At 41.7% G+C, this 17,494-nt stretch carries 12 protein-coding genes; 11 read left to right on the top strand and 1 reads right to left on the bottom strand.

The features are described from left to right. Positions 1–229 precede the first annotated feature (229 nt). Together HZA77_02550 and cydC are read left to right on the top strand one after the other, a co-directional pair. Positions 230–2,011: an ABC transporter ATP-binding protein/permease gene (locus tag HZA77_02550; GenBank protein MBI5374284.1), complete on the top strand. Its 1,782-nt coding sequence runs from the start codon at positions 230–232 to the stop codon at positions 2,009–2,011. Positions 2,012–2,045: 34 nt separating this feature from the next. Then, positions 2,046–3,770, top strand: coding sequence for a thiol reductant ABC exporter subunit CydC (gene cydC / locus HZA77_02545; GenBank protein ID MBI5374283.1), 1,725 nt, complete (start codon positions 2,046–2,048; stop codon positions 3,768–3,770). 52 nt (positions 3,771–3,822) lie between these two features. On the opposite strand, the gene HZA77_02540 is transcribed toward cydC, so the two are convergent. Further along, positions 3,823–4,737: a hypothetical protein gene (locus HZA77_02540; protein ID MBI5374282.1), complete on the bottom strand. Its 915-nt coding sequence runs from the start codon at positions 4,735–4,737 to the stop codon at positions 3,823–3,825. A gap of 155 nt (positions 4,738–4,892) precedes the next feature. Here HZA77_02540 and HZA77_02535 point away from each other — a divergent pair, with 155 nt between their 5' ends. From HZA77_02535 to HZA77_02495, 9 genes are all read left to right on the top strand, one after another. Next, entirely contained in the window at positions 4,893–6,053 is a 1,161-nt protein-coding gene (locus tag HZA77_02535; GenBank protein ID MBI5374281.1) for an ATP-binding protein, read from the top strand. A gap of 15 nt (positions 6,054–6,068) precedes the next feature. Then, positions 6,069–6,857 carry a carbon-nitrogen family hydrolase gene (locus HZA77_02530; protein ID MBI5374280.1) on the top strand — a complete coding sequence of 263 codons (789 nt, stop codon included), beginning with the start codon at positions 6,069–6,071 and terminating at the stop codon, positions 6,855–6,857. Positions 6,858–6,978: 121 nt separating this feature from the next. Further along, positions 6,979–8,202 carry a Glu/Leu/Phe/Val dehydrogenase gene (locus HZA77_02525; GenBank protein MBI5374279.1) on the top strand — a complete coding sequence of 408 codons (1,224 nt, stop codon included), beginning with the start codon at positions 6,979–6,981 and terminating at the stop codon, positions 8,200–8,202. A gap of 250 nt (positions 8,203–8,452) precedes the next feature. Further along, positions 8,453–8,608: a hypothetical protein gene (locus HZA77_02520; protein ID MBI5374278.1), complete on the top strand. Its 156-nt coding sequence runs from the start codon at positions 8,453–8,455 to the stop codon at positions 8,606–8,608. Between the two features lie 40 nt (positions 8,609–8,648). Next, entirely contained in the window at positions 8,649–9,782 is a 1,134-nt protein-coding gene (locus tag HZA77_02515; GenBank protein MBI5374277.1) for a thrombospondin type 3 repeat-containing protein, read from the top strand. Between the two features lie 16 nt (positions 9,783–9,798). Further along, the gene (locus HZA77_02510) at positions 9,799–12,240 is read left to right on the top strand and encodes an SBBP repeat-containing protein (GenBank protein MBI5374276.1); all 2,442 of its coding nucleotides are present in this window, start codon (positions 9,799–9,801) and stop codon (positions 12,238–12,240) included. 16 nt (positions 12,241–12,256) lie between these two features. After that, positions 12,257–13,840 (top strand): thrombospondin type 3 repeat-containing protein, encoded by a 1,584-nt coding sequence (locus HZA77_02505; protein ID MBI5374275.1) that lies wholly within the window; start codon positions 12,257–12,259, stop codon positions 13,838–13,840. A 68-nt stretch (positions 13,841–13,908) separates the two neighbouring features. Further along, a complete protein-coding gene (locus HZA77_02500) occupies positions 13,909–17,043 on the top strand; it encodes a hypothetical protein (protein MBI5374274.1) in 3,135 nt (1,044 codons plus the stop codon). Positions 17,044–17,305: 262 nt separating this feature from the next. Beyond that, positions 17,306–17,461: a hypothetical protein gene (locus tag HZA77_02495; protein MBI5374273.1), complete on the top strand. Its 156-nt coding sequence runs from the start codon at positions 17,306–17,308 to the stop codon at positions 17,459–17,461. Positions 17,462–17,494: the final 33 nt, after the last annotated feature.

The following is a 17,494-nucleotide window of genomic DNA, read 5'->3' as shown; positions in this document are numbered from 1 at the left end:
ACTCGTAATGAGCTTGTTCTCTCATCTCAACAAAACGCTTGACGGATATTATAGTTTTTATATATGAATAGTTATTCATATAATCAATTGGCATTTTAGCGGGACAACAAGCTACAAATTTTAAAGTGCGTAAATTTTTTTTACAATATGGCCATATTAAGTTAACAAAAGGTTGATAATAATATTGTCAGAAGTTATTAATAAAAAAACTCAAATATGAGGTGTTTATATGAGTGAGAAACATACGCTCTTTACATTGGGCGAAACTTCAAAAGGCTGGATGGTTCTTGCCATCATTGCCAATCTGCTGATTACAACTGCTACAGTTGTTTTTATTGACCGCACAGGAGCTATAGTCAAGCTCGTCGAAGATTTCATGAAATCAAATCCGGAAACAAGAACTTTCCCGACAGAGGTTTTTCAGCAGGCGCTGATTATAATGTTTTGCGCGGTTGTTATAAGGCTTATCTTCTCATGGTCTGCAACCAAGGCTGTTTATGAAATAGGTGCAAAGGTTAAGCTTGATACGAGGAGGAAGATTTATTCAAAGATACTGGACCTTGAACTTGCGTACCGTGATGTTAAAAAAACAGGAAGTCTTTCGACCACCACAGTGGAAGGTGTCGAACAGCTTGAGAACATCTATGGTCTTGTGACTCCTCAGGCATTCTTAAGTGTCCTTGTTCCGGCAGGTCTTTATTTTTATCTCAAACCTATTAATAGTACCATTGCATTGACCCTTCTTCTCATGGTTTTCCTAATACCGATAAGCCTTGTCTTCGTGCGCGCGTGGATAAGCAGGGTGGCAAAGTCGCACTGGGGGGTTTATGAGAATCTCAATGCCTATTATCTCGATTCTTTGCAGGGTATTACTACGCTGAAAACCTTCAAACTTCTTGAAAAGCGCACAAAACTGATAGGAGAAAAAAGTGAAGCTTTTCGCATAAGAACAATGAGTCTCCTTTATTCTAATCTTGTTTCTACATTATCTATGGACATTATATCCATGGTAGGTACGGCAACAGGAATAGCTCTTGCAATACACTACCTGCAAAGCGGTTCGCTGACAGTAGCTTCTGCAACAGTTGTAGTCCTTATCGCTTACGAGTTTTTCCGTCCCCTTCGTCTGCTGGGTGCTTATACGCACATTGCAATGCAGGCGATGGCAGCCATAAGGTCGATATTCGAGCTTTTAAATCAGGATCCAAAAAAGGATGAGCTTAGCAGGAAAACCGCAGTGGAAACGGTAAATCTTAATGGCAACTATGACATTGTTTTCAGGAACGTAAATTTCTCTTACAAAGATGACAGGAATCCGGTTCTAAAAGGTCTTAACCTTGAATTAAAAACTGGACAGATTACAGCTCTTGTTGGTTCCAGCGGGTGCGGGAAAAGCACGATTGCAAATTTGATTACAAGATTTTATGAGCCGACAGGAGGGGAGATAACTATTGGCAATCAGTCTCTTTATAAAATCAATCCCCTTGAGCTTCGTAAAAACATAGCTGTTGTCGCCCAGAGAACATACCTTTTCCACGGAAGTATAAGGGAAAACCTCCTTATAGCAAAACCTGATGCAACGGATGCAGAACTTTATGAAACCTGCAGGAAGGCAGGCATCATAGATTTTGTAAATTCCCTTCCTGAAAAACTTGATGCATCTCTCGTAGAGCAGGCCAGGAACCTCTCAAGCGGACAGATACAGCGGATAGGTATTGCCCGTGCACTTCTTAAAGATGCTCCCATACTTATCCTCGATGAACCGACCTCAAATGTTGATGTTGAGAATGAAGAGAAGATACAGGCAACACTTCATGAAATTGCAAAAACAAAAACAACCCTTGTCATCGCACACAGACTTCGTACAGTCCGTGAGGCTGATAAGATAGTAGTTATAGACAAGGGGAATGTTGTTGAAACAGGAACGCACGATGAACTTATAAACAGGAAAGCGGCTTATGCGACACTTGTGAACAGCCAGCAACGGCTTGAAACTCCAAGCATGAATTGACGGGAATATAAAAAACTAAATTTGAGGTTAAGATATGGAAAATAAGAATAAAGAGATGTCGAGGCCCAAGATCATCCTCCGCCTCTTCAAGATGGTAAAGCCAGTTAAGGGGATGATGTTCTATGCGATTTCCTGGGGTATTATAAACCATCTGTCAAATATCGCGCTGCTCACATTAGGTGCATGGCTTGTTTCATCCTTTCTTATTCCTGGTGCCACTCCTCCAGGTACAATTTTATATGTCCTTCTTTTTGTATTTGGAATAATGAAAGCAGTAGGAGCTTATCTTGAACAGCTTGGCAATCATGATGTTGCATTCAAACTTTTAGCACACCTTAGAACTTCATTCTACAAGGAGCTTGAACCTCTTGTCCCGGCGAAACTCCTTGATAAAAGGAGTGGCGATGTTATTTCGAGGATTGCCGGCGATATAGAGATAATCGAGGTTTTCTTTGCCCATACCATTTCTCCCTTTGCAATCGCTTACAGCGTTTCCCTTGCAGTGTTGATATTCCTCTCTGCATGGTGGTGGGTTCTCCCGCTTGTTGTTTTACCTTTTCAGTTTATTCTCGGATTCGTCGTTCCCGTGTCATGGGAGCGGTATGTGAGAAAGACCGGCCAGAAGCTTCGTGGCACCCTTGGAGAAACCAATGCGTATCTTACCGATTCTCTTCAGGGACTTGAAACAATTCTCCTCTTTAATCAGGGCCCCAGCCGGAAAGATATGATAAACAAAAAAGGGCTGGCTTTGAACAATATTAAAAGAGGACATTCAATCCGTCAGGGTTGGCTCATAGGTTTTGTGAATGCAGTGATACTCCTTGCAAACCTCACAGTAATATATTTTGCAGTGCAGGGATACCTCTCGGGTGCGCTCACTGCACAGGGGATGATAACCGTATCAGTTGCCACGGTAAGCGCCTTTACACCTCTTCTCTCTGTAGGACTTGTGTCCCATTACCTCACAGAATCATTTGCCGCAGGAGAGAGGCTTTTTACAATCATTGACGAAAAACCGGAAGTGGTTGACTCTCCAGATGCTACGACCGAGCTTCCAAAGAATTTTGACATCAATTTAAAGAATGTAGTTTTTAAATATAAGGAAGAAGGTCCGGCTGTCCTCGATAAATTAAACCTCTTTATCCCGCAGGGGCAGTCTATTGCCATAGTAGGTGAAAGCGGAAGCGGCAAAAGCACGATACTGCGCCTTCTCATGAGGTTCTGGGAATTTAGCAGCGGAGAAATCATGATAGGAGGAAAGGATATCAGGGGGTTTCAACAGAGGACAATCTTCGATATGATGTCCATTGTTTCACCGGATTCACATCTTTTTGATACAAGCATTAAAGACAACATTTCTATCTCAAAGCCTGATGCAACCATGGATGAGATAACTAAAGCCGCGCAGATGGCAAACATTCATGATTTTATTTTAACGCTTCCAAAAGGATATGATACTTCCATAGGAGAGCTTGGAGACAAACTTTCCGGCGGAGAACGCCAGCGCATAGTTATAAGCAGATTGCTGCTGAAAAACCCTCCCATACTTCTTTTTGACGAGCCCACATCGAACCTTGACTACTACAACGAGAATGCCATCCAGGAAACGATTAACGAAGTTTGCAAAGACAAGACAGTTATAATAGTAACTCACAGGCTGTCGCTTCTTGCCAATGTTGACAAGGCATATCGTCTTCAGAACGGCAAGCTTGTTGAGATTGGAATTCCGGGAAGACAGGCCTCAGCCTCAGCCGTATAGTAATTTTCGCAACGAAATTTTTTATAGCCGCAGATAGAATCCTGCGGCTTTTTTATTTTTCGAAAAAAGCTTTTGGAAGAGTTTCAGGATCAAGGCTGTCGTAGAACTTTCCAATTTTAAGCGACGTCTCTTTGATATCCTTTATTGTTTTCTTTGTAAGATAAGCGATTGTGAGAGCAGCCATATCACTGGTAAGATTAAGCTTCATGTGCTCCGGTATTTCCATGTCCTTGCACCAGACTTCTCCTTCCCATGCTGGTTCGCAGACATCTACAGTCTCAAAATGCTCATCTCTTAACTGCAACCCTTTCCCCTCTTCAACTGCAACAATGAATCGCCATTTAGACTGGTAAGAAGGGGTCAAATCTCCGCTCAGACATAGGAACTCTTCTTCAAATACATTGGCTCTCACGGAAAAAAGATAATCTGAGATTTTAGATGTTATGAACTGCGAGCAGATATATTCTTCCGGCAATTCATTTTCAAGGAGAGGCAAATCAGCGATGCCGGCTATAGCCCTGAATCCCTTGCTCCATCTGCCGGCACGTCTTTTAAGTGCGGTCTTCCCGAATCTCTCAATCATTTTCTCAACCTGCTCTGCTTTGCCTGTATATATTTCACTATAAGGGAGATTGAATTTCTCTTTCAAAAACTCATACTGCACCCATTTGTCTTCAAGACGGAATAGAGGATAGAGCTTTTGAGGCAAAGGTCCTTTCCTGTCGAGCCATATCTTGAATTTGCGGTGTTCTTCAAACCATGGAGTGCTGGTGATATAATCGGAGAAAGATCTACCGTATACTTTCTTTGCGATTTCATCGATGCGGTCGTAAATTCCAGAACTGCGTCCGTAAGTCAACCTGCTTGCCACGTCGTATTCGAAGGCTCCTCCGGGAAGCCCGATATTGACTTCGGAAATAAATGGAGTCCCGTCACCTGCTATTAAAAAGTCGATTCCCAGATACATTTTGTCATAGTTTAAACTGTTTTGTTTCTAAAATATAATATAACAGAAACATTAACCACAAATAAAAAAATCATCCATGCAACATTCCTTGATATGTCTTGACATGCATTGAATATTCAGTTGACAGCACCGGATATTCAATGTATTGTTTTAGCATGATAAACAGGGACAAAGAATGTGACAGACTGCGCGGACTACTTCGCCGCCATCCCGTAGTCGGGATAATCGGTGCTCGTCAGGTTGGAAAAACCACTCTTGCGCGGAACATCGCCGAAGTATCGAGTGCGCGTACGGTTTTTTATGACATGGAAAACCCGGAGGATATTGCGAGGCTCAGCGACCCCATGCTCGCTCTAAAGAATACGCGCGGGTTGGTTGTTATTGATGAGATCCAGCGCCATCCCGACCTTTTCCCGGTACTCCGAGTGCTCGTTGACCGCCCGGGCAGGCCTGCCCGGTTTCTGGTGCTGGGAAGCGCCTCACCAGAGCTGCTCCGGCAGGGTGCCGAGAGCCTGGCAGGCAGGATCGTCTATCACACTCTCGGAGGATTTACGATTGATGAGGTTGGCACAGGACAGCACGAGCGTCTCTGGCTGAGAGGCGGTTTTCCCCGGTCATACCTTGCCCGGACTGGCAGCGAAAGTGATGAGTGGCGGCAGGGGTTCATTCGCACTTTCCTGGAGCGCGATCTGCCGCAGCTCGGCATTATGATTCGTTCAACTACGCTTCGCAGGTTCTGGACAATGCTTGCCCATTACCACGGTCAGATATGGAACGCCTCGGAATTCGGCCGTTCCTTCGGAGTGGCCGATACAACGGTTCGTAATTACCTCGATATCCTGACATCAGCCCTTGTCGTTCGGCAGGTACAGCCGTGGTATGAAAACATCGGAAAGCGGCAGGTGAAGGCGCCCAAGGTGTATCTCGCCGATACCGGAATACTGCACGCGCTGCTGAATATCAAAACACTGAACGATCTTCAGGGGCATCCGAAGATGGGCGCTTCGTGGGAGGGGTTTGTAATCGAGCAGATAGTACGGCGTCTGGGAGCAACGCCCGAGGAATGCTATTACTGGGCAACCTATTCCGGCGCCGAGCTTGACCTTTTAGTTGTTCGGGGCAGACTGCGTCTTGGCTTCGAAATCAAACGAACGTCCGCACCCAGGGTCACGCCGTCCATGCGGAGTGCACTGTCAGACCTCAAACTTCAAAGACTCGATGTCATTTATGCGGGAGAGCATACATTCCCTATTGAAAAGAACATTCGGGCTGTCGCGATCACGCGCCTTCTGGATGATCTCCAGCCGCTAAGATGAGGAGAAAAACAAAATATGTCTGAAAGTTTTGAAGTCTGTGTTATTCAGCTTGCCATACGGTTTGGGAAAGTTGAGGAGAATCTTGAAAGGGCTGTAAAGCTGATTTCGAAAAACAACAGCGATGACTGCCGCCTCTTTGTCCTGCCCGAGATGTGGACAAGCGGTTATGATTACAGGAATCTTTCAAAGATAGCTGAGAAGAGCAATTTTGTTATTGAGGAATTATGCGGCATTGCCAGAGCCTGCGATGCAATTATCATAGGCTCCATGCCGGAGGCGGACAACAGCTCAATCTACAATACTGCTTTTGTCATTGATGAGGGCGGAAATGTCGCAGGCAGATACAGGAAGGTGCATCTTTTCTCTCCAATGGCTGAAAACAAATATCTGTCCGCCGGTAAAGATTCCCCTGTTTTTCAGACTTCCCTCGGGAAAATCGCAGTTATGCTCTGCTTTGACATAAGATTCCCCGAGTTTGCGCGAAGCCTTGCATTGGGAGGCGCTGAAATCCTTGTTGTCCCTGCGCAGTGGCCCACGGTGAGAGTTGAACACTGGAAAACACTTTTAAAAGCAAGGGCGATTGAAAACCAGTTGTTTGTCATTGGCGCTGCTGCATCCGGAAGAATCGGCAAATTCGATTTTTGCGGCAACTCAATGATCATTGCCCCTGACGGAACTATACTTGCCAAGGCGGGCAAAAAGGAAAAGATCATAAAGGCAACCATAAATCTTGCAGAGATAAAAAAAGCCCGAACCCTTATGCCCTGTTACCAGTCAAGGGTGCCGGAAGTTTATAAAATTTAGTAAGATGATTCTTGATTTTTCTCTGGCAAAATAATCACAACAGCCTCATAATTCTTTTACTGTTCAAAACTTAGGAGGAACTGCGTTGGAACATTATGAATATTCAAATCCTGTTTTTGAGATGGCGGTAAACCAGTTTGAAGCCGTCGGAAAACTACTTAAGCTTGATCACAACATCATTGAGCGGATAAAGCATCCAACAAGAAGCATTGTTGTCTCTGTTCCCGTAAGAATGGATAATGGGACGACCGAGGTTTTCATGGGCTATCGTGTTCAGCACAATCTCACAATGGGGCCAACCAAAGGCGGAATCAGGTACCACGAGGATGTGTCACTCGGCGAGGTTTCTGCCCTTGCAATGTGGATGTCATGGAAGTGCGCCCTTATCGGACTTCCCTATGGCGGCGCAAAAGGCGGGATAAAATGTGACCCCACAAAGTTCAGCATCGGGGAGCTTGAGAGGCTTACAAGACGTTTCACATCAGAGATCATACTTATCATAGGACCTGAGACCGACATCCCTGCCCCGGACATGGGGACCAATGAACAGACAATGGCATGGATGATGGATACTTACAGCATGCAGAAAGGGCACACTATCCCCGGAGTCGTGACAGGAAAGAATGTCCTGCTTGGCGGCTCCGAGGCAAGGAACAAAGCTACGGGAGGAGGCCTTATCCATCTGATCTCAGAAACTTTGCCGCTCATAAATTTTAAAGGTGATGATGTGAGAATCGCCGTACAGGGTTTCGGGAATGTTGGGAATTCGGCGGCAGAGATAGCGGCAAGGAAGAAGTGGAAGGTTGTGGCAATCAATGATGTGTCAGGCGCGCTTTATAATCCAAAAGGGATAGATGTGATGGCTCTTCTCTCTTATGCAAAGGAGGCAGGCAGCATCAAGGGGTTTAAAGATGCGGAGCCTGTAGATGTCGATGATTTCTGGGGAGTTGACTGCGATGTCATGATTCCTGCCGCAGTTGCAATGAGTATCACGGAAAAAAATGCTGACAAACTTAAGTGCTCTATTGTGGCTGAAGGGGCAAACGGTCCTACTACGGTGGAAGCGGATAAGATCCTTGAAGAAAAAAAGATTACTCTCATTCCTGATATACTTGCCAATGCAGGAGGAGTGACGGTCTCTTATTTCGAGTGGGTACAGGATCTTCAGAGCTTTTTCTGGAGCCATGAAAGGGTGGTTGGCGAAGTGAAAAAGCTTCTTTCCAAATCATTCCGTGAGGTTTTGGCACGCAAGGAAAAGGAAAAAGTCACGGCACGCACAGCGGCACTGATGATAGGGATTGAAAGAGTCGCAAAGGCAAAGAAGATGAGGGGTTTGTATCCTTAAAAAGAGATGTCGGATTTCTGAACAGTATTTAGCTCTAAAAATCAATAAGTTATGCTTGGCGCTTAATAACTGTCGGATTCCTATACACTTTTATATTTAAGTGGACTTATTTCGTTATCTAATTTTTCATAAAAAATCACAATAAAAACAAACCATTAAGTTCTCGCATTTCTGCTGGCATAAACCTTGCTTGCTTTTTTATATAATTTTTTACTTCCAGATAAACTAACCTTTCAAAGGGGACAATTTAATGGACTCCAGGAAAAAACCTTATAAAGAACCAACCATAAAAGCAGTTAAACTTGTTCCTGAAGAGTCTGTTCTCGGTGTCTGCAAAAGCGATACTGTGGCGGGGCCGAACCAGTCCACATGTGTAATCCCACAATGCTTTAATCCTGGAAGCTGAGTCAAGTTTGTATTTATAGAGCTATAAACAGGGGGAGGGAATTGTGTCTGATAAAAATCCACAGGTTATTCTTTTTTTTACTCTTGCTGTTCTTGCATTTTTTCTTGTTTCGAACTCTGATGTAAATATCGCTTATGCCGCTGATACTGATTCGGATGGCATAGATGATTCAGTAGATAACTGCCCTGCAATACCCAACCCTACTCAGACAGACCAGGACAATGACGGAATTGGTGACCCATGTGATTCAGATGTTACAACTATTACACTTGCCCCTGTTGCTGAAGGGACTAAAAATACAAGACGTTTTGATTCAGCCTCATTCCCGGTTGAGGGTTGCTGGAATCCCCATACTTTTTCTTCTATAGGAGAAGGAATACGTGTTTCTTTTTATTCTTGTGCGGATATATGTGTAAAAAATACCCAAAATGGGATAATTGAATTTGATATTTCAAGTCTGAGCTCATTAGTCCCCGGGACATTTTCTGCGGAATTATTGTTATATGGTACTGTTTCTCACCCAGGGGTTGTTTATGTTAATAATTTAAATGAAAGCTCGGAAGGGGAAACATTATCTACCAATATTTCTGTGGGGGAGAATATTGGGTCTATACCTTCTGATTTTTCTTTTTCACCAATATTTCACTATATAAATGTTACTACTGCCTTAAATAATGATTTGTTACAGCTATCCTCAAATTCTTATTCAGGATTTTTCTTTAGTCCAAAGATTTTTTATAAACCAAATCCTTGGGCTATTGCTTATTCAGGAACCAATGCTAACTTTTACACTTCTTCTTCCGGTTCAGAAACCGCTCCAACATTAAGGATTATCATCAATAATAACAATCCAACCGCAATAACACTTTCATCTTTTACAGCATTGCAAAAAGAGAAAAAGGTTTTTGTAACATGGCAGACCGCTACAGAGATCAACAACCTCGGCTTTAATATATACCGCAGTGAGTCTGAGAACGGGCAATATACAAAGATAAACAAAAACCTCATCCACGCAAAGGGGAATTCAACCAAAGGCGCATCTTATAAATTCAAGGACAAACATATAGTGAATGGCAAGACTTATTGCTACAAGCTTGAGGATGTTGACTCGGACAATACAAAAACCATGAATGGTCCAAAGTCCGTGGCGGTGAGTTTCAGGAAGAAGAAATAAAAAGAGGGAGGGGAGCATGTTTAAATCAGGTGCATTGCGCTTTGTTGTTTCTGCTTTTCTAATCATACTAATTCCATCTATTTCCATCTCTGCCACACCTCCTGATAAAGCCAAGATAATGGAGCGGACTGCAAAGCTTCAGATCCCCTTCATTGAGAACAAAGGACAGGTCAAAGACACGTCTGTAAAATTTTATGCAAACACTTTTGCGGGGAATGTCTATGTAACTGACAAAGGAGAGATTGTTTATGGGATGATGAGGGAAAACCTCGTTGGAGCAAAAAACCCATCCATAAAAGGGAATGAGAAGGCAGTTACAAACGTAAATTATTTCGTTGGAGATAAGAAGGATTGGAAGAGCGGTATACCCACATGGCAGAGCGTAAGCCTTGGTGAAGTTTATGATGGGATAGAATTAAACCTCAAAGCTTATAGTAAGAATGTTGAGAAACTATTTATAGTTAATGAGTGTGGTAGCGTTGAAGATATAAAAGTGAGTCTTGAAGGGGCTGATAATCTCGAAGTAAATTACGCCGGCGAACTTGAAGTTGAAACATTACTCGGGACTGTGAAATTCACAAAGCCTGTTGCTTATCAGGAGATTAATGGCAAAAGAGTTAATGTGAAGTGCGAATTTGTCATTGCGAGTGAGCAAAGCGACCGCGGTAATCTCAGCAATTATGGTTTCCGCGTCGCATCATATAACAGAAACTATCCCCTCGTCATCGACCCGCTACTTGCGTCAACGTTTATTGGAAATCTTGGTGATGAATGGATAAAGGCAATAGCCATAGATGCTTCCCGAAATATATATATTACAGGGAAAACTGAATTCTGTAATTATCCAACAACTCCAGGTGCATACGATACCACTTGTAATTATGGACCCGATATATTTGTTTCAAAGCTGGATAATAATTTAAGCACTCTCCTATCTTCTACTTTTATTGGAGGAATAATGCAGGATGTGGCACGGGCAATAGCTATAGATCCTTACGGGAATGTTATTATATCAGGTATAACTTCATCATATGACTATCCTAAGACTTCGGGTGCATACGACACATCATATAACGGAAGTAATGATGGTTTTGTTTCTAAGTTTAATAGTAGTTTAACCCTCTTAATGGCTTCTACTTTTATAGGTGGAATAAATGATGATGGAGTTTTCGCAGAGGTTTTAGACTCTTCAGGAAACATTATTATAAATGGATATACAAATTCAAATAACTATCCAACAACTCTTGATTCATATGACACATCTTATAACGGGAATACCGATTCATTTATTACTAAACTCGATAAAGATCTGAGTTCATTACTATCTTCCACATTCGTTGGAGGAACTGATGAAGAATATAGTTATTCCGTTGATATCGATTCTTCCGGAAACATATATATAGGCGGATTAACGTCATCTTTAGATTTCCCGACAACAATTGGGTCTTATGATACATCGTATAATGGTGGGTATTATGATGCCTTTGTCGCAAAATTTAATAAAAGTTTAACTTCTTTATTATTTTCCACATTAATTGGTGGAAGTGAACATGACTCAATAGATTCGATAGATGCGGGGTATGAAGGCTTCCTTTTTGCATCTGGTTCTACAAGGTCAGCAGATTTTCCTACAACGCCACTTGCTTATAATACATCATTTAATAATTCTATTTCAATTTATGATAAGTCGGATGCATTTATTTTAAAGCTTGATAATACTCTAAGTGCTCTTTTAGCTTCCACCTTTTTTGGAGGGAGCAACGAGGATTTTGGCCAGAAAATATCAGTAGATATCAATGGAAATGTATTCCTTAGTGGATTGACTTATTCATCTGATTTACCTATTGCATCAAATGTATTTGACACATCTTATAACGGTGACGGTGATGTGTTTATTTCTAAATTTGACAATAATTTAAGCTCTCTTTTAGCGTCCACTTTTTTAGGAGGATGCAGTTCCGATTATAATGGAACAATCCTTTTGGATTCTTCAGGAGATATCTTTGTAGCTGGAGTAACTCAGTCTTTTGACTTTCCAATAACACCAGGAGCATATGACACAAGCTTTAGTTCATGGTTTAATAGTACTGATATTTTCATTTCAAAGTTTGATAATAACTTAAGCGGCAATGCCCCAACCGCCATAACCCTTTCTTCATTTGCTGCAGAGCAGAAAGACAAGAAAGTCATTATCAAATGGCAGACTGCCACAGAGATTGATAACCTTGGATTTAATATCTACCGCAGTGAGTCTGAGAACGGGCAATATATAAAAATAAACAAGAAGCTAATCCATGCAAAAGGGAGTAGCACCAAAGGCGCATCTTATAAATTCAAGGACAGGAATGTAATTACCGGAAAGACGTACTGGTACAAGCTTGAGGATGTTGACTCGGACAATACTAAGACCATGAATGGTCCAAAGTCCGTGGCGGTGAATTTCAGGAAGAAGAAATAATAAGGGGTAATAAGTTATGTCTCATAAGAAAACTCAATATATCCTTATTTGTGCAATTACAGTTCTCGCGGTTTTTTTTGCTATAGATTTTAATTCAGATATTGCCTGTGCTGCTGACGCTGATTCTGACGGAATTGACGATTCAATAGACAACTGCCCTAGTGTCTCAAATCCGGATCAATATGATATAGATACCGATGGTATTGGTAATGCCTGTGATGATGATATGGATGGAGACGGGATATTAAACAATCTTGACAACTGTTCTACAATTCCAAATTCCGGACAGGAAGATGCAGATAGCGATGGAAGAGGGAATCCATGTGACCTTAATCTTACTTTGCTTGGATCATGTGAGACATCTGGTACAGCTGAACGCGTTTATGTTTCCGGTAACACCGCCTATGTTGCAGATGGTGCAGAGGGGCTTGTGATGATCAATACCACTAATCCTTATTCTCCACAGTTACTGAGTGCATACAATGTGTTTGGCTCTGCTTATGATGTCAAAGTGGAAGGTACTAAAGCATATGTTGCAGGAGCAAATGGTCTTGCAATAGTGGACGTGAGTAATCCTTCATTGCCAACTCTTCTTGGTTCATATGCAACATCTACTGAATCCAGAAATATTTTCGTTTCCGAAAACAGAGTTTTTATTAATGGATTAATAATTGATGTAAACGATCCTTCTTCACCAGCTCTGATAGGTTCATATCCGGGTGATGATGTATTTGTTTCCGGAAATTTAGCTTATAGTATTACCGGTGAAGGTATATCAATATCAGATATAAGCGACCCTTCGGAACCATTACTTATTGGAGAATATTTGGACAGCCAGTATTGTGGGATGCAAAATATTTTTGTTTCCGGGACAATTCTTTATGCAGGTCAAAATTGCGCTGAACATTGGGGTGCAGGTAACGACCTTATATTAATGGATGTAAGTGATCCTTCTTCACCAATTTTGGTTGGTCTAAATTACCGGAATTCCTTAACAACAGGGGGCCTCAAGGATGTCTATATTTCAGGAAATATAGCTTACACAATTAATTCATCTATTGGTCTTACACTTGTTGATTTAAATTATCCACATCTGCCGACACCTGGTACCATTCCTTTTCAATTTCAATATTTTGGTTCTTACGATGTTTATGGTTATTACATGAATGATATTTTTGTGTCAGGTAACAGAGTTTATATTGCATCATCTCCTTATCCGGGACCTCATGCCGGGCCTCGTGGTCTTAAAATAATGGAAGTTTCATTACCAGGGACTCCAACTGCCATAACGCTTTCTTCATTTGTTGCGGAACAGAAAGGGAAGAGGGTCATAGTAAAATGGCAGACCGCGACAGAGATCGATAACCTCGGCTTCAACATCTATCGCAGTGAATCTGAGAACGGTGAGTATGTGAAGATAAACAAGAAGCTCATCAAAGCAAAGGGAAGTTCAACCAAAGGCGCATCTTATAAATTCAAGGACAAACATGTTGAGTCCGGCAAGACTTATTACTACAAGCTTGAGGATGTTGACTCGGACAATACAAAAACCATGCATGGGCCAAAGTCTGTGGCGGTGAATTTCAGGAAGAAAAAATAAAAAGTAAATACAGCTTAGCTTCTCTGATGTGTCGGAGAAAGTTACAGTTTAATAGGGGGTTTATGATTATGAACATTTTGCCAACCAAAAAATTTGTTTTCTTTGCAGTTCTCTTTATTTCTCTCGCATTCAATTCATTCGGTGCTGGGGTTGATATTAAGGTGTTGGGGGTTATTGGTGAGGCTTATAATGATGTGGTGGTCAATGGTAGTTACGCCTATGTTGCAACAGCAAGCGGCTTGGTTGTCCTTGATGTTTCAACTCCATCATCTCCCATCAGGGTTGGAACTTACATAACTACAGATGCAGCAAAGAATATTTTTGTTTCCGGCAATACCATATATTTGTTGAGTTCTTCATCAGGGTTGATGGTCCTTGATGTGTCAGATCCATCTTCTCCAATTTTGCTCGGTTCCTACAATATCCCCGGCAATGCTAACGATGTATATGTATCCGATAAAAAGGCGTATGTGGCTAATGGTGGTTCAGGGCTTCAGATAATAGATGTGTCAAATCCTGCTTTTCCTGAGTTGCTTGGTACATACAATACACCAGGTTATGCTAATGGTGTATATCTATCCGGTATGACAGCGTATGTAGCTGATTCTGCAGCAGGTCTTCAGATAATAGATGTATCAAATCCATCATTTCCTGTTCTGATTGGTTCATACAATAGAGCTCAATATAGTAACGATAGGAATGTCTATGTTTCCGGCACCACGGCGTATGTAGCTTATATAGATTACAATTATTACTTTCAGTCAGGTCTTCGGATAATAGATATATCGGATCCTTCTTCTCCGGTGTCTCTTGGCGAATGCCCTGTGCCCGGTTTGGCTGATGTTGTTTATATTTCCGGAACTATGGCATATATGGCCGGTGATGCAGGTCTTCATATAATAGATGTATCTGATCCGTATTCTCCGACGCGTCTCGGTTCATATGATAGCGCTGCTTATCCTGATAGTGTTTATATTTCCGGAACTACGGCATATATGACAAGTGATTGTTCAGGTCTTCAGATAATAGACGTATCAAATGTTATTCCACTTGTTCCTCTTGGTTCCTACGCGACACCCCGTTATGCTTTTGATGTATCAGTGTCCGGTACGACAGCCTACGTGGCTGATGAAGATTCAGGTCTTCAGATAATAGATGTATCAGATCCATCTTCACCTGTTCTTCTTGGAGCATACGATACACCCGGTAGTGCGAGAGATGTATATGTATCCGGAACTACAGCCTATGTGGCTGATGAAGATTCAGGTCTTCAGATAATAGATGTATCAAATCCGTCTTCACCTGTTCTTCTTGGAGCATACGATACACCCGGTAGTGCGCGAGATGTATATGTAACCGGCAATAGAGCATATGTGGCTGATTGGGATTCAGGTCTTCAGATAATAGATGTATCAAATCCGTCTTCACCTGTTTTTCTTGGGTTATACCATACTCCTGATTATGCTAAAGGTGTATATGTAACCGGCACTACTGCATATGTAGCTGATTGGGGTTCAGGTTTTCAGATAATAGATGTATCAGATCCTTCTTCACCTGCTCTTCTTGGAGCATTCGATACTTACAGTTATGCTAATGGGGTTTATGTATCCGGCACTACAGCCTATGTGGCTGATGATATTTTTGGTCTTCAAATCATAGATGTGTCAAATCCAACTGCTCCTGTTCTTCTTGGTTCATATAAGATATCTGGACCTGCTTATGTAATGAATGATACTGCATGTGATGTTTATGTTTCCGGAACTACAGCATATGTGGCTGGTTATGGAGGCCTTCAGATAATCGATGTATCGAATCCGTCTTCTATGGCGCTTATTGGGAGATACGATACAACCGGCTTCGCTCATGGATTGTATGTTTCAGGTGCTAAGGTATATTTAGCTGATGGAGGATATAGTGGTAGTTTTATAGGGCTTGAAATAATCGATGTATCAGATTTTTCTCCTCCTGTGTTGCTTGGTTCTTACAATAATCCTTCTGGCAATGCTAATGCTGTACAGGTTTCAGGCAATACCGCATATGTGGCTAATGGTAATTCAGGTATTCAGATATTGAATGTGTCGAAACCTGCTTCACCTAAGTTGCTTAGTACCTGTGATACATTTGGCAGTGCTAAGGATATATTTATATCTGGAACAACGGCGTATGTCGCGAATGTGGATTATAATTATAAAATTGAATCTGTTTTTCAGATAATAGATGTATCAAAGCCAGATTCTCCAGTGTCTCTTGGGGAATATCCTGTGCCCTATGCGAATAGTGTATATGTTTCCGGTAATACAGCGTATGTAGCCTGCGGAGACGGGACTTTTTATAGCTATGGAGGTGTTCAGATAATTGATGTATCAAATCCCGCTTCAATGGTGTTTCGTGGTTCATACGACATGTCTGTTTCTTCTGACATATTTGTTTCCGGTAATAAGGCTTATGTGGTGAATGGTGATTCAGCTCTTCAGGTAATAGATGTGTCGGAACCATCTTCCCCTCTGCCTCTCGGTGCATACTTTGGTACACATGGCTCTGCCAAGAGTTTAGATGTTTCCGGAACAACTGCATATGTGGCGGGTTATGGAGGTCTTCAGATAATAGATCTATCCAATCCTGCTTCACTGGTTTATCGTAGCTCATATTATATTGCAGGGGATGTTAATGATGTCTATGTTTCAGGTAGTACTGCATATGTAGCCAATGGCAGTGCAGGTCTTCAGATAATAGATGTATCAAATCTGTCTTCTCCCAAGTTACTTGGCTCATATGATACACCCGGATATGCAGAGAAGGTATTTGTTTCCGACTCCGAGGTTTATGTTGCTGATAATAATGGTGGACTAATAATATTGGTGATCTCAGAGTCGGAGATACCCACTGCCATAACCCTTTCTTCATTTACAGCATCACAGAAAGGAAAAAAGGTTGAACTGAAATGGAAGACTGCCACAGAGATCGATAACCTCGGTTTCAACATTCTGCGCAGTGAAGTTGAGAGCGGGCAATATACAAAGATAAACAAAAAGCTTATCCATGCGAAAGGAAGTTCAACCAAAGGCGCATCTTATAAATTCAAGGACAAACATGTTGAGTCCGGCAAGACTTATTACTACAAGCTTGAGGATGTTGACTTGGACAATACCAAGACCATGAATGGTCCAAAGTCCGTGGTGGTGAATTTCAGGAAGAAAAAATAAAATAATAGAGGAATTTTTGAACCTTTTAAAGGCTTTAAAAATAAATGTGATAGATTTCTCTTCTCAATAGTATAAAATAATCAGGCTACTCAATTTGCTTATTTATGCTAATTTAATGCTTGATATTGCTGAAGTGTTCTAATAAAACAAACACACAATTTATTTAACTTTTATAGCATATTGCTTGTTTGTCATAAAAGAAATTCATTAGTTGGATGTTTTATGTCAAACTTAATTCTAATGATTTTTTAAGGAGACTTCAATGGGCAAAGCAAAGAAGGTTTACAAAAGACCAACCATCAGAAAAGTGAAACTCGTACCGGAGGAAGCAGTGCTTGGCGTTTGCAAGAGCGACACTGGCGCGGGACCCAACCAGTCAACATGCATTATTCCGCAGTGCTTTAATCCAGGGAGCTGATGAGTATAAATTCAAAAATTTTTTTTGGAGATG

The organism is Candidatus Schekmanbacteria bacterium, from assembly GCA_016219965.1.
Lineage (GTDB): Bacteria > Schekmanbacteria > GWA2-38-11 > GWA2-38-11 > J061 > JACRJM01.
This window is presented reverse-complemented; position numbering and strand designations above follow the sequence as displayed.